This is a genomic window from Pseudoduganella aquatica, from assembly GCF_020865585.1.
GTDB classification, from domain to species: domain Bacteria; phylum Pseudomonadota; class Gammaproteobacteria; order Burkholderiales; family Burkholderiaceae_D; genus Rugamonas; species Rugamonas aquatica_A.
In genome coordinates this window covers 3,128,069-3,140,154 of the sequence record NZ_CP086370.1, presented here as the reverse complement: position 1 = coordinate 3,140,154, position 12,086 = coordinate 3,128,069, and the positions used below count along the sequence as shown (strand labels likewise).

13 protein-coding genes are annotated in these 12,086 nt (G+C 65.6%); 9 read left to right on the top strand and 4 right to left on the bottom strand.

Features of this window, described 5'->3' with window-relative positions; all coding sequences use genetic code 11:
* Positions 1-2 precede the first annotated feature (2 nt).
* Genes KT882_RS14030 through KT882_RS14015 form a run of 4 tightly spaced genes read left to right on the top strand, consistent with a single transcriptional unit; the run spans position 3 to position 4,072 of the window.
* Positions 3-401, top strand: coding sequence for a RidA family protein (locus KT882_RS14030; protein WP_161074291.1), 399 nt, complete (start codon positions 3-5; stop codon positions 399-401).
* A complete protein-coding gene (locus tag KT882_RS14025) occupies positions 398-1,927 on the top strand; it encodes a 3-hydroxyacyl-CoA dehydrogenase (protein ID WP_161074292.1) in 1,530 nt (509 codons plus the stop codon). Before KT882_RS14030 ends, KT882_RS14025 begins: the two co-directional genes overlap by 4 nt.
* Positions 1,928-1,957: 30 nt before the next feature.
* The gene (locus tag KT882_RS14020; RefSeq protein WP_161074293.1) at positions 1,958-3,142 is read left to right on the top strand and encodes an acyl-CoA dehydrogenase; all 1,185 of its coding nucleotides are present in this window, start codon (positions 1,958-1,960) and stop codon (positions 3,140-3,142) included.
* A gap of 21 nt (positions 3,143-3,163) precedes the next feature.
* The gene (locus KT882_RS14015) at positions 3,164-4,072 is read left to right on the top strand and encodes an alpha/beta hydrolase (protein WP_228896248.1); all 909 of its coding nucleotides are present in this window, start codon (positions 3,164-3,166) and stop codon (positions 4,070-4,072) included.
* 4 nt (positions 4,073-4,076) lie between these two features.
* Here KT882_RS14015 and KT882_RS14010 read toward each other — a convergent pair whose 3' ends face one another.
* The 3 genes from KT882_RS14010 to KT882_RS14000 all read right to left on the bottom strand — a co-directional run bounded on the left by KT882_RS14010 (position 4,077) and on the right by KT882_RS14000 (position 6,932).
* Positions 4,077-4,943, bottom strand: a complete 867-nt coding sequence (locus tag KT882_RS14010; protein WP_228896245.1) for an extracellular catalytic domain type 1 short-chain-length polyhydroxyalkanoate depolymerase — start codon at positions 4,941-4,943, stop codon at positions 4,077-4,079.
* A gap of 77 nt (positions 4,944-5,020) precedes the next feature.
* Positions 5,021-6,238, bottom strand: coding sequence for a sensor histidine kinase (locus tag KT882_RS14005; protein WP_161074295.1), 1,218 nt, complete (start codon positions 6,236-6,238; stop codon positions 5,021-5,023).
* Positions 6,231-6,932 carry a response regulator transcription factor gene (locus tag KT882_RS14000; protein WP_228896244.1) on the bottom strand — a complete coding sequence of 234 codons (702 nt, stop codon included), beginning with the start codon at positions 6,930-6,932 and terminating at the stop codon, positions 6,231-6,233. Before KT882_RS14000 ends, KT882_RS14005 begins: the two co-directional genes overlap by 8 nt.
* A gap of 202 nt (positions 6,933-7,134) precedes the next feature.
* Between KT882_RS14000 and KT882_RS13995 the strand changes: the two genes are divergently transcribed.
* From KT882_RS13995 to KT882_RS13985, 3 genes are all read left to right on the top strand, one after another.
* Positions 7,135-7,734, top strand: coding sequence for an FMN-dependent NADH-azoreductase (locus tag KT882_RS13995; protein WP_161074297.1), 600 nt, complete (start codon positions 7,135-7,137; stop codon positions 7,732-7,734).
* A gap of 43 nt (positions 7,735-7,777) precedes the next feature.
* Complete coding sequence (locus KT882_RS13990; protein ID WP_223149382.1) at positions 7,778-8,665, top strand: pirin family protein; 888 nt, start codon at positions 7,778-7,780, stop codon at positions 8,663-8,665.
* A 76-nt stretch (positions 8,666-8,741) separates the two neighbouring features.
* Entirely contained in the window at positions 8,742-9,212 is a 471-nt protein-coding gene (locus KT882_RS13985; RefSeq protein ID WP_161074299.1) for a hypothetical protein, read from the top strand.
* Positions 9,213-9,383: 171 nt separating this feature from the next.
* On the opposite strand, the gene KT882_RS13980 is transcribed toward KT882_RS13985, so the two are convergent.
* On the bottom strand, positions 9,384-10,547 hold the full coding sequence (locus KT882_RS13980) for an acyltransferase family protein (protein ID WP_161074300.1): 1,164 nt from the start codon (positions 10,545-10,547) through the stop codon (positions 9,384-9,386).
* Positions 10,548-10,618: 71 nt separating this feature from the next.
* Between KT882_RS13980 and KT882_RS13975 the strand changes: the two genes are divergently transcribed.
* Both KT882_RS13975 and KT882_RS13970 read left to right on the top strand, forming a co-directional pair.
* On the top strand, positions 10,619-11,581 hold the full coding sequence (locus KT882_RS13975) for a M14 family metallopeptidase (protein ID WP_161074301.1): 963 nt from the start codon (positions 10,619-10,621) through the stop codon (positions 11,579-11,581).
* A gap of 133 nt (positions 11,582-11,714) precedes the next feature.
* Positions 11,715-12,041: a putative quinol monooxygenase gene (locus KT882_RS13970; RefSeq protein WP_161074302.1), complete on the top strand. Its 327-nt coding sequence runs from the start codon at positions 11,715-11,717 to the stop codon at positions 12,039-12,041.
* Positions 12,042-12,086: the final 45 nt, after the last annotated feature.

Sequence of the window (12,086 nt, the reverse complement as noted above, 5' to 3'; positions counted from 1 at the left end):
CCATGCAATTCCTGCAACCACCAGGCTGGGTACAGCCCAAGGGATACGCCAACGGCGTGGCCGCCAGCGGCCGCACCGTCTGCGTCAGCGGCATGATAGGCTGGGACGCGGAAGGCCGTTTCCACACCAGCGACTTCGCGGGCCAGGTAGAACAGGCACTGCGCAACATCGTCGCCGTGCTGGCCGAAGCCAATGCAGGCCCGGAACACGTTGTGCGCATGACGTGGTACGTGATCGACAAAAAGGAATACGTCGCCGCCTACAAGGAAATCGGCGCGGCCTACCGCGCCGTGTTCGGCCGCCACTTCCCCGCCATGACGGCGGTGCAGGTGGCGGGCCTGATCGAGGACGAGGCCAAGGTGGAAATTGAAGTCACCGCCATCGTGCCGGAACCAGCATGACAGCTACGCTCAGCAAGCTCACGCTGGGCGTAGCGGGTGCGGGCGCCATGGGGCGCGGCATCGCGCAGGTGGCGGCGCAGGCCGGCATCACCGTTCTGTTGTACGACGTGCAGGACGGCGCGGCCGATAAAGCCGTGGCCACTGTGCGCGAGCAATTCTCCACGCTGGCGACCAAGGGCAAGCTCACGCCGGATGCGGCCGGCGCGGCCGGCCTGAAACTGCACGCCGCCGCCTCGCTGCACGCGCTGGCGGACTGCGACATCATTATCGAAGCCATCATCGAACAGCTGGAAGCCAAGCGCGCGCTATTCGACGCGCTCGAAGCCATCGTCCATCCCGGCTGCGTGCTGGCGACGAATACCTCATCGCTGTCCGTGACCGCCATTGCCGCCGGAGCGCAGCTGCCGGGCCGCATCGCGGGCTGCCACTTCTTCAACCCCGTGCCGCTGATGAAGGTGGTGGAAGTGATCGCAGGCGCGCTCACCAACGCCAGCGCCACGGAAGCGCTCACCGCCTTCGTTCACCGTATCGGCCACACGCCGGTGCAGGCCAGCGACACCCCGGGCTTTATCGTCAACCACGCGGGGCGCGGCTACCTCACCGAAGCGCTCAAGATCGTCCAGGAAACCGTGGCCGATTTCGCTCAAGTGGACGCCGTGCTGCGCGGCGCTGCAGGCTTCCGCCTCGGCCCCTTCCAGCTGCTCGACCTGACCGGACTCGATGTGTCGCACCCGGTAATGGAATCGATCTACCGCCAGTACTACCAGGAGCCGCGCTACCGCCCCAGCCCTATCACCGCGCAGCGGCTGTCCGCCGGCCTGCTGGGCAAGAAGACCGCGCGCGGCTTCTACCGCTATGACGATGGAAAGGCTGAACCGCAGGCCGCCAGCGCCACCGCTACCGCCTGGGCGGGCCCAATCTGGCTGGACGCACCCGACGCCGAAACCCACGCCAGCCTGGCGGAGCTGCTGCGCGGCCTCGGCGCCGACATCGAAGCCGCGCCCCGGCCCTCCGCCAATGCCCTGTGCCTGGTGGCCCCACTGGGCGAAGACGTCAGCACCTGCGTAGCGCGGCTGGACCTCGACCCAGGCCGCACGCTCGGTATAGACCCACTCAGCACCGCCCACGCCACGCTGATGCTCAACCCCGCCACAGACACCGCGCTGGCCGCCAGCCTGCTCGCCCTGTTCGAGCAAGGCGGCCGCCCCGCCACCCTGATCAGCGACAGCGCCGGCTTCATCGTGCAGCGCGTGCTGGCCACCATCATCAACATCGGCTGCGACATCGTCCAGCAAGGCATCTGCACGCCGTCCGACCTGGACAGCGCCGTCACGCTCGGTCTGGGCTACCCGCGCGGACCGCTCGCCTGGGGCAACCACCTCGGCCCGCGACGCGTATTCGCCATCCTGAACAATCTGCTGCGCCAGACCGGCGACCCGCGCTACCGCCCCAGCCCCTGGCTGACGCGCCGCGCCCAACTCGGCCTGTCGCTGCTGCATACCAGCGGCGCCGCAGCCAAACAATAAACGCCCCATCCAACAACCAGGAGAACACACATGGCACACGCAAAAGCATCCTTCCAGTGGGACGACCCCTTGCTGCTGTCCGCGCAGCTGACCGACGAAGAACGCATGGTGCGCGACGCGGCCCAGGCCTATTGCAACGACCGCCTTGCCCCGCGCGTGCTGGAAGCGTTCCGCCACGAGCGTACCGACCCCGCCATCTTCCGCGAAATGGGTGAACTGGGCCTGCTGGGCGCCACCATCCCCACGGAATACGGCGGCGCAGGCCTGAACTACGTCTGCTACGGCCTGATCGCGCGCGAAGTCGAGCGCGTGGACTCCGGCTACCGCTCCATGATGAGCGTGCAGTCCTCGCTGGTCATGGTGCCCATCAATGAATTCGGCAGCGAGGCTCAAAAGCAGAAATACCTGCCCAAACTGGCCACCGGCGAATGGATAGGCTGCTTCGGCCTGACCGAACCCAATCACGGCTCCGACCCCGGCAGCATGGTCACGCGCGCCAAGACCGTCCCCGGCGGCTACTCCCTGTCCGGCGCGAAGATGTGGATCACCAACAGCCCCATCGCCGACGTGTTCGTGGTCTGGGCCAAGACCGACGACGGCCAGATTCGCGGCTTCATCCTCGAAAAAGGCTGGAAAGGCCTGAGCGCGCCCGCCATTCACGGCAAGGTCAGCCTGCGCGCCTCCATTACCGGCGAGATCGTGATGGATGAGGTCTTCGTCCCCGAAGAAAACCTGCTGCCCGAAGTCTCCGGCTTGCGCGGCCCCTTCACCTGCCTGAACTCGGCGCGCTACGGCATCGCCTGGGGTGCGCTGGGCGCGGCCGAATTCTGCTGGCACACCGCGCGCCAGTACACCATGGACCGCCTGCAGTTCGGCCGCCCGCTGGCCGCCAACCAGCTGATCCAGAAAAAGCTGGCCGATATGCAGACCGACATCACGCTGGCCCTGCAAGGCTGCATGCAGCTGGGCCGCATGAAGGACGCCGGCACGGCGGCGGTGGAAATCACCTCCATGATGAAGCGTAACTCCTGCGGCAAGGCGCTGGACGTGGCCCGCACCGCGCGCGATATGCTGGGCGGGAACGGCGTGTCCGACGAATTCGGCGTGATCCGGCACATGGTCAACCTGGAAGCGGTCAACACCTACGAAGGCACGCACGACGTGCACGCCCTCATCCTGGGCCGCGCGCAGACCGGCATTCCCGCGTTTTCCTGACCCGCAGAGCGAGGAGGCGCCATGCGCAGCAAAGCCAGCATCATGGACGGCGCGGGGCAGCACGCCGCCGCGCTCTATCAGGGCTACAGCGCGGCGGAACTGGACCGCCAGTACAACGCCCGCGCCACCGTACCGGACGCCACCATCTACCTGCGCGCCTACGCAGAGCAGAGCGCCGCCATGCGCGCCGACCTGCCCTGCCACTGCGGCGTGGCCTACGGCGCGCACGAGGACGAACAGCTGGACATCTTCCCCGCGCCCAAGCCGGGCAGTCCGGTGCTGGTCTACATCCACGGCGGCTACTGGCGCGCCCTGTCCAAGGACGACTCCAGCTTCATGGCCGCCACCTTCACGGCGGCCGGCGCCACCGTGGTGGCGGTCAACTACTCGCTGGCGCCCGGCGTATCGCTGGACCACATCGTGGACCAGAACCGGCGCGCGCTGGCCTGGGTGCACCGCCATATCGCGCAATACAACGGCGACGCGGAGAAGATCTACCTGTGCGGCAGTTCGGCCGGCGGCCACCTGGTCGGCATGCTGCTGGCGCCGGGCTGGCAGCCGGCGCACGGCCTGCCAGCCAATGCCGTGGCAGGCGCCTGCCCGATCAGCGGGCTGATGGACCTCGCGCCCATCCCCGCCACGCATATCAATGAATGGGCGAAGCTGGACGCAGCGGCGGCGCGCCGCCTCAGTCCCCTGCACCATCTGCCCGAGCAAGGCGGCCCGCTGATCTCCTGCGTGGGCGGCGCGGAGACCGCCGAGTTCCGGCGCCAGAGCCGCAGCTACGCCGACGCCTGGCGCGCCAGGGGGCTGACGGCGGAATACCTGGAAATAGAAGGCGCCAACCACTTCGACGTGGTGCTGGAACTCGCCAAAACCGATAGCCCGCTCACCCGCGCCCTGCTGCGCATGATGGGCCTGGCCGGATGACATGCTAGCGGCGGTGCTTGGCGAAGAACTGCCACATCGCCTCGTTGGCGTCCATATCGCGCGTGGTCTTCCCTATGGGCAGGCCGACATTGAACGGGTCGGCGCCAGGCCAGGTATGGCCGCCTTCCCGCACCGTGACCAGCGCCACGCTTTGCTCGCCGTTCCCCTGCTCCATCCACGCGACGTCCTTGCCTTCAGTGCGGGGGCTTGTGGCTACGGGCGCAATGCCGTTCCGCTTCAGCCAATAGCTGTAGCTGTCCTCCGCCGACAGATAGCCGCCTGGCTTGCCGCCATAGGCCACCACCTGGTCCGCCGTGCCATGTATCAGCAGTACGCCGACCTTGGCAGGATTTGCCGGTTTGCTATTGTGCTGCACCACCGGCTCCGGCATCGGCGCGCCGACGGAGGCGACCGCCGCAAACAGCTGCGGCAACTCGGCCGCGATCCGCAGCGCGAAGAAGCCGCCACGCGACAGGCCGGCCGCATACACGCGCTGGCTGTCTACGCGGTAGTCCTGCCTGATCTTCGCGAGCAGCGCCTCCGTATAGCCGATATCGTCGCTGCCTTCAAGGTAGGACATGCCGAAGCCGACGTTCCAGTCCTGCTTGATCCCCAAGGGATAGACCACGATGAACTGGTGGCGGTCCGCCGCGCGGTTCATCTGCGTGTAGAGCATTTGCTCGGCCATGGTCATGCCGCTGCCGTGGAAGTTGAACACCACCGGGAAGGCGCGCTGCGGCTGGCTGTCATACGAGGCAGGCGTGTAGACCAGGTAGCGGCGCTTCTCCTCCTTGTGCACCAGGGACTTCACCTGCGCGAACGCGGGACAGGATATGCTAACGAGGAGGACAAGGCTGATCAGAATTTTCATTATGCGCACACGAGGAAAGTTGACGAGTACGCAGCATAGAAAGGCGGCGGTGAAGCCGAGGTGAAATCCGGCGGATTTCAGCTGGCGCGCAGCGGCACAACGTCGACGCGGTAGGCATCCTGAGCGGCATGGAAGCTGATTGCCCATCCCATGGCCTCGGCGATGCGCCGGAGCAGATGCTGGCCGTGCATGAAGCCCTGCATGGCGCCCGTTCGGCCAGGATCGATCGTATTGCCCACGCCAAGCACGCCGTCCGCGAACGACAGCCGCAGCCGCGAGCCCGGCCCGCCATGGAACAAGGCGTTGCCCAGGCAGTTATTAATGAGCAGCGTGGACAAATGGCGGTTGCCCAGCACCGGCAGGCGGTCCGGCAAATCAAGCGCCAGGTCGCCCCACGCACCCTGTTCCAGCAGGCGCAGCAAGCTATCCTCGATGCAGGCGCGCAGGTCCACCGTCTCGCGCGCGATGTGCTCGGCGCGCGCCAGGGCAAACAGCACGTCGATGGTGGCGCCCATTTCATCAAGCCCGGCCTGGAGCTGCGCCACTTCCCGCCCATCCAGGGGGCGCGATTGCGCCTGCGCCACGGTATTATTCAGTACCGTGAGCGGCGTGCGCAGCTCGTGGCTGACGTCGCGCGTGAACGCATGCTCGCGCCGCAGCGAGGCATGCAGCTCGCTGACGGTGGCGCCGAGCTTCTGCGCCAGGTAGCCGATTTCGTCGCGGCGGTGCCGCGCGCTGAACGTGGCCGGCCCTTGCTCCGGCAAGCTGCGCACTTCCTGCGCCAACACCTGCAAGGGCAAGACCAGGCGCCGGGACAGCAGGTAGGCCAGCAGCAGCGCAAGGGCGATCAGCCCCAGCGCCAGCAGGACCAGCAGCCAGCCGACTTCCTGGAACAGATGCGACACCACCAGCAGCGGCCCCACATCGGCCAGCAGATAGACCGCCTGCGGCGCCGGTTCCGCACGCAGGCGGAGCGTGCGCAGGTGATAGTGCTGGCCTGTGCCGGTGAAGATCTCGGCGCGCTCCCGGCCAGCGGCAAGCTGTTCGCGCACCGGAGGGGGCAGCGCCTCCACGCTGCGGTAGACGCGGATCAGGTCCAGGCCCGGCGGACGGATGTCACCGTGCTGGCGGAAGTGCACAGCCATGGACGCCGCCTCCCGCTCCAGCAGCCGGTCCACCAGCATGTCTTCCGTCACGTAGGAGATGACCAGCGCCAGCCCGGTGTAGCAGACGCAAATGAGCACCGTGAATCCGGCCAGCGCGGCAAACAGGCCATGGCGGATCGACCTAAACATGCTGCCCCGGCGCGAGTTCCAGACGGTAGCCCAGCTGCGGAATAGTGACTACCGACGCCGGCGCGCCCGCCTGCTCCAGCTGCTTGCGCAGCACGTAGATGTGCGACTTGAGCGCGTCGCTGTCCGGCGGATGGGCGCCCCACAAGTCATGCACCAGCGCGGAACGGGACACGGCGTGCGGATAAGCGGTGCACAGCATCAGCAGTATCGCAAAGCCGGTCTGCGTCAGCGGGACCGGGGCGCCCTCGCACAGCACGCGCTTGTCATGCAGCTGCAGGGTCAGCGCGCCGAGCTGCAATTCGCGGCTCAGGTGCAGCTGGCCGCGCCGCGCCAGCGCCTCGCAGCGCAGCGCCAGCTCGCGCAGGTCGAAGGGCTTGGTCAGATAGTCGTCCGCGCCCTGCTTGAAGCCGCGCGCCTTGTCCTCGAACGCATCGCGCGCGGTCAGCATGAGCACCGGCACATTGCGCGGCGCGCCGGCCTTGATCGCACGGCAGACCTCCAGGCCGTCGATATCGGGAAGATTCAGGTCCAGCAGCACCACGTCATAAGCCTCGCGCGTGGCCAGCTGGATGGCCAGCGCACCGCTGGCGGCGTGGTCGGCCTGCCACTTCAGCCCCTCCAGGAAGTCCACCACCTGGCGCGCAATCGTCGGATGGTCTTCCACTACCAGGATGGTCAAGGAGCTACGGTTCATGAAGAGCTTGTGTAGTTAGAGATTACGGCCCGGACTGGGGACAGCGGCGCCAGTATAGCAATTACTGCAACTTGGGCAGAACATTGAGGCGATTGTTCCACCAGTGGTTCAATGAAACCCATTTACCCGGCTTAATCTATCGTTTTGGGACTGTTAAAGTACATCCATCGCAGCACACAACCCAACACGAAGGAACGACATCATGAACATCCTGCAAATCAACTCCAGCGCCCGCAGCACCGGTTCCGAATCCACCCGCCTGGGCGACTCCATCGTCGCCAAGCTGACCGCCGCCAATCCAGGCGCATCGGTAGCCCGCCGCGATCTGGCCGCCAACCCGCACCCAGTGATCGACGAACCAACCCTGCAAGCCCTGTTCACCCCGGCCGAGCAGCGCACCCCGGAACAAGCCGCCCGCGTGGCGCTGGACGACGCCCTGATCGCCCAGGTGCAAGCAGCGGATGTGATCGTGATCGGCGCGCCGATGTACAACTTCGGCATCACCGTGCAGCTGAAATCGTGGTTCGACGCGATTGCCCGCGCCGGCGTGACGTTCAAATACGGCCCAACCGGCCCGATCGGCCTGCTGAGCGGCAAAAAAGTCTACGTCGCGCTGTCGCGTGGCGGCCTGCACCGCGATGCGCCTAGCGACACCCAGCTGCCGCACGTGAAAATGTTCCTGAGCTTCCTGGGCATGACCGACGTACAGTTCGTCTACTCCGAAGGCCTGGGCATGGGTCCGGACGCAGTGAGCAAGGCACAGGCCGAAGCCGACGCGCAAGTGAACGCAGTACTGGCCTAAGGCCGCAAGGCGGCGCTGAACAACCAACAACAGGAGAATGGCAATGACTCAAGCAACATTGGTAACATCGGAAAGCGTGCAGCAATCGCGCGGCGTAGAGCGCATCATCAACGGCCAGGCCGTGATGGACGGCGCGGGCGTGAAGATCAACCGTGTCTTGACGCAGCCATTGCAGCGCCGCCTGGACCCGTTTTTGATGCTGGATAATTTCGGCAGCGACTCGGCCAACGACTACATCGCCGGCTTCCCCGAGCACCCGCACCGCGGCTTCGAGACGGTAACGTATATGCTCACCGGCCGCATGCGCCACAAAGACAGCGCCGGCAACGAAGGCCTGCTGACCAACGGCGGCGTGCAATGGATGACGGCGGGCCGGGGCGTGATCCACTCCGAAATGCCCGAGCAGGAAGAAGGACGGATGGAAGGCTTCCAGCTGTGGCTGAACCTGCCCGCCAAGGACAAGATGCGCGCGCCGTGGTACCGCGACTTCAACGCTGAGCAAGTGCCATCGTTCAGCACCGAAGGCGCGCAGGTGCGCGTGATCGCGGGCAGCAGCCACGGCGTGGCGGGCGCGGTGCAGCGCGAAGTGACCGAGCCGATCTATATCGATGTGGAACTGAAGGCGGGCGCCAGCTTCAGCCAGCTGATCCCGGCCGGGCACAACGCCTTCGTGTTCACCTATCGCGGCGGCGTGCACATCGGCGGCAAGCCGGTGGCCAATGGCCGCATGGCGATCCTGGAAAACACGGCCGGCGCCGACGGCGTGACGGTGCAGGCGGCGGAAGACAGCCGCTTCATCCTGATCGCAGGCCAGCCGCTGAACGAGCCGATCGCGCAATATGGCCCCTTCGTGATGAACACGCAGGCCGAGCTGATGCAGGCGGTGGAAGACTTCCGCGCCGGCAAGCTGGGCGAGGAAGCCCACGTCTAAGTTCTTTATGATCAAACCAGTCTCTGGGGGAAGCAACACCCCCAGGGCTGTCCCGATTTTCCGCTAAAATGCGGCCATGACATCACCACTCATTGGTTGGCTCAAGCACCTGAGCCGTATCTGCGGCTTCGACACCGCCGACTCCTTCCCGCCCGGCCACGCGCATGCGCGCACGCGCTGGAACGCCGCCTATTTCGACATTGCGTCCGACGTCAAAGCGGACGAGATGGAGCGCCGCATCTGCGAGGCCATCGGCAACACGCCGCTGGTATTCGCGCACATCACCGCGCCCACGCCAAGGATGCAGCGCGCGCTGCTGGGTGTGATCGAATCGCGGCTGCGGCACAACCACGGCAAGGAAGCGGCGCAATTCGCCGCGTTGCTGATCAAATCCTACCAAAGCCCGCACACGGCGGAAGCCCTGCCCGGCCTGCGCCGGGCCATCGACAGCACACGCGACGACGAAGCCCCCGCCCGCGTCCGCGCCCTGCTCGAATTCCTCAACAGCATGCAATCCCCCTACGACGTCATCGAAATGCGCCCATAGCCCCAAGCAGCCTGAGCCGCATTTCCCCCACCCCGGGGTCTGACCCCGAATTGCGCGAAATGCGGCTCAGCTCGCTTGATGAAAATATAGCTAAGAGGCAAGACGTTAGCTAAGCGGCAATCAGGGATTCAGCACCGGCACAGCGCCTACAGAGTGCAGACAAGGCAGAAGCTAGGCGAGCTGAGCCGCATTTTCCGCCTTGGGGTCTGACCCCGGAGGGGGAAAATTCGGCTCAGGTCGCTTGTAGGAAAAGTAGCGGTCGCGTAGGACTAGGAAGGGGGTTTCGATGGCGGCGTACAGTAGCCAGCCGAGGGGGATGCTGACCGCTGTCATGATGGCGATGCCGGTCCAGCTGGCGGCGCTGATGCCATGCTCGGCCAGCTCGGGCTTGAGCAGCAGGAAGATCTGCTTGTGCGTGAGGTAGATGGCGTAGGACCACAGCGCCACCTTGCCGAAGCCGGGAATGCGCGTGCGCTCCAGCAGCGAGCCCCGACTGAGCGCCGCGATCAGCAGCAGCGTGCAGCCCAGCGCCAGCAGCGGGTAGCCGAATACCGTCATGCCGTAGCCGTAGTGGTCTTCCGAGAACAGGTAGAGCGCGGCCCCCGCAACCGCCACGCCGGCGCCCAGCGCCCAGTTGCCGCGCGAGGTGAGCCTGTTCCACGCGGCGCCGTGGTGGTTTTTCAGCAGCGCCAGCGCGACGCCGGCCACCAGCTCGTCGAAGCGGCACAGCGATGAGTAGTAGATGGCGTTGTAGTAGTGGAAGCCGCCTTCGCTGTCGCCCACCTGGGTCTGCCAGAGGTAGCCGCGGATGGCCATGCCGGCCAAAAAGCTGGCGCAGACCGCCACCCAGGCCCACACCAGCGAGCGGCGCAGCGCGCCAATCAACAGCGCCACCGCCGGCAGCAGCACGTAGAACTGCTCCTCCACGCACAGCGACCAGGCATGCGAGAACGCGGTGCCCGGCATCAGGTCGAAATTCTGCGTAAAGGTGAGGAATTGCCACAGCGGCGGCAACGTCAGCCCGGCCCGGAACCAGGGCCAGCAGGCGTACAGCGCCAGCACCGCGTAGAACGCGGGCAAGGTACGCAGGAAGCGGCGGATGTAGAAGGTGCGCAGCGAGAAGCCGGCTTCGCTGCGCATGGCGGCAAAGATCTGGTTGCCGATCAAGTAGCCGGACAGGGCAAAAAACAGGTCGACCCCGGTCCACCCTACTTCGCCCCAAAAGCCGAACGGCGCCTGCCTGCTGACGAACAGCACGTAGTGGTTCATGAACACGAGCATGATCGCCACGGCGCGCAGCGTGTCCAGGCCATGAATGCGGGTTATGGATTTCATGCAGTATTTTAACTGTTGCCGCGCCCAATCCCCGCTAGAATAACGGCCATTCATCAGCCTCGGGGACCAGCATGACTGTAGCAAGCGATCTGCATTTCAAATCCGTCAACTATACCGGCCAGGGCAAGGGCCCGCGCGTGATCATCACCGGCGCCGTGCACGGCAACGAAACCTGCGGCACCAAGGGCATCACCCGCGTGATGCAGGAGATCGACAGCGGCCAGCTGCGCATCCTGAACGGCATGGTGACCTTTGTGCCCATCGTCAATCCGCTGGCCTACGCCAAGCGCGAGCGCTCGGGCGACCGCAACCTGAACCGCAACCTGTTCCCGAACGAGAATCCGCAGGATTTCGAGGACCGCATCGCCAACTGGCTGTGCCCGCTGCTGGACCAGCACGACGTGCTGCTCGACCTGCATTCCTTCAACGCGCAGAGCCAGCCCTTCCTGATGGTGGGCCCGCGCAACAACGACGGCACGCTGCAGCCTTTCCAGCATGAGGAAAAGGAACGCGCGCTGGCGCGCCGCATCGGTGTGACCCGTTTTGTCGATGGCTGGCTGGCCACTTACGGCGCCGGCGTGCAGCGCCGCCTGCGCGACGATTCGCAGCTGGAAACCGTGCTGCGCTACGGCGTGGGCACCACCGAGTATATGCGTTCCACCGGCGGCTACGCGCTGACGCTGGAGTGCGGCCAGCACGCCGATCCGCAGGCGCCGGAAGTGGCTTACCGCGCCATCATGAACACCTTGGCCTTCCTGGGCCTGATCGATGCGCCGCAGCCGGTGGCGCTGGCGCCTGAACAGACCGAGTACCTGAGCATGGTGGAAGTGCACGACAAGCAGCACGCGGACGATCGTTTCAGCCGCGTCTGGTCCAGCTTCGACCGCGTGGCCAAGGGCGAGGAAATCGGCCGCCGCCACGACGGCACGCCGGTGCTGGCCGCCGATGACGCCATCGTGCTGTTCCCGGACACCAACGCCCGCGCCAATGCCGAGTGGTATTACCTGGCAAAAGCGAATCCGGCCGGCTTCTAACTCCCCCCAGGGCCGCCTCCCGTGCGGCCCTTGATTCAGCTTTCCGCAATGATCCATTGCATTCCAGCCCGTTGATGCTGGTGTTCCTGACTCCTATACTGGTTTCATTCCCACCCCATAGCGAGCCAACACCATGTCCGACCATATCGCCTTCGTCGTCCGCCTCAGCTCCAAGCCTGAAGTGCGCGAGCGTTTCCGCACCGAACTGTTCAACGTCGTCAACCGCATGAAGGACGAGCCGGACTTCATCAACACCTGGGTGCATGAGGATGCCAACGATCCCAACACCTTTGTGCTCTATGAAACCTGGGCCTGCACCCGCGAGTACTTCCTGGCAACGCACCTGGCCAAGGATTACCGCGTGCAGTACGAGGCGCTGCTGCCGGAGATGCTGGCCAAGGAGCGCAGCATTGATTTCCTGAACATTATCGCGGCCTACCCCGGCCGTTCCGCCAGCTGAAACGGCGGCGCGTGCGGCGCGTTTTCCGCTGGCTTCGGTATGTCC

Excerpts from the sequence above, each read along its gene's own strand:
- KT882_RS14030 (WP_161074291.1), top strand. The coding sequence starts at position 3 with ATGCAATTCCTGCAACCACCAGGCTGGGTACAGCCCAAGGGATACGCC.
- KT882_RS14025 (WP_161074292.1), top strand. The coding sequence starts at position 398 with ATGACAGCTACGCTCAGCAAGCTCACGCTGGGCGTAGCGGGTGCGGGC.
- KT882_RS14020 (WP_161074293.1), top strand. The coding sequence starts at position 1,958 with ATGGCACACGCAAAAGCATCCTTCCAGTGGGACGACCCCTTGCTGCTG.
- KT882_RS14015 (WP_228896248.1), top strand. The coding sequence starts at position 3,164 with ATGCGCAGCAAAGCCAGCATCATGGACGGCGCGGGGCAGCACGCCGCC.
- KT882_RS14010 (WP_228896245.1), bottom strand. The coding sequence starts at position 4,943 with ATGAAAATTCTGATCAGCCTTGTCCTCCTCGTTAGCATATCCTGTCCC.
- KT882_RS14005 (WP_161074295.1), bottom strand. The coding sequence starts at position 6,238 with ATGTTTAGGTCGATCCGCCATGGCCTGTTTGCCGCGCTGGCCGGATTC.
- KT882_RS14000 (WP_228896244.1), bottom strand. The coding sequence starts at position 6,932 with ATGAACCGTAGCTCCTTGACCATCCTGGTAGTGGAAGACCATCCGACG.
- KT882_RS13995 (WP_161074297.1), top strand. The coding sequence starts at position 7,135 with ATGAACATCCTGCAAATCAACTCCAGCGCCCGCAGCACCGGTTCCGAA.
- KT882_RS13990 (WP_223149382.1), top strand. The coding sequence starts at position 7,778 with ATGACTCAAGCAACATTGGTAACATCGGAAAGCGTGCAGCAATCGCGC.
- KT882_RS13985 (WP_161074299.1), top strand. The coding sequence starts at position 8,742 with ATGACATCACCACTCATTGGTTGGCTCAAGCACCTGAGCCGTATCTGC.
- KT882_RS13980 (WP_161074300.1), bottom strand. The coding sequence starts at position 10,547 with ATGAAATCCATAACCCGCATTCATGGCCTGGACACGCTGCGCGCCGTG.
- KT882_RS13975 (WP_161074301.1), top strand. The coding sequence starts at position 10,619 with ATGACTGTAGCAAGCGATCTGCATTTCAAATCCGTCAACTATACCGGC.
- KT882_RS13970 (WP_161074302.1), top strand. The coding sequence starts at position 11,715 with ATGTCCGACCATATCGCCTTCGTCGTCCGCCTCAGCTCCAAGCCTGAA.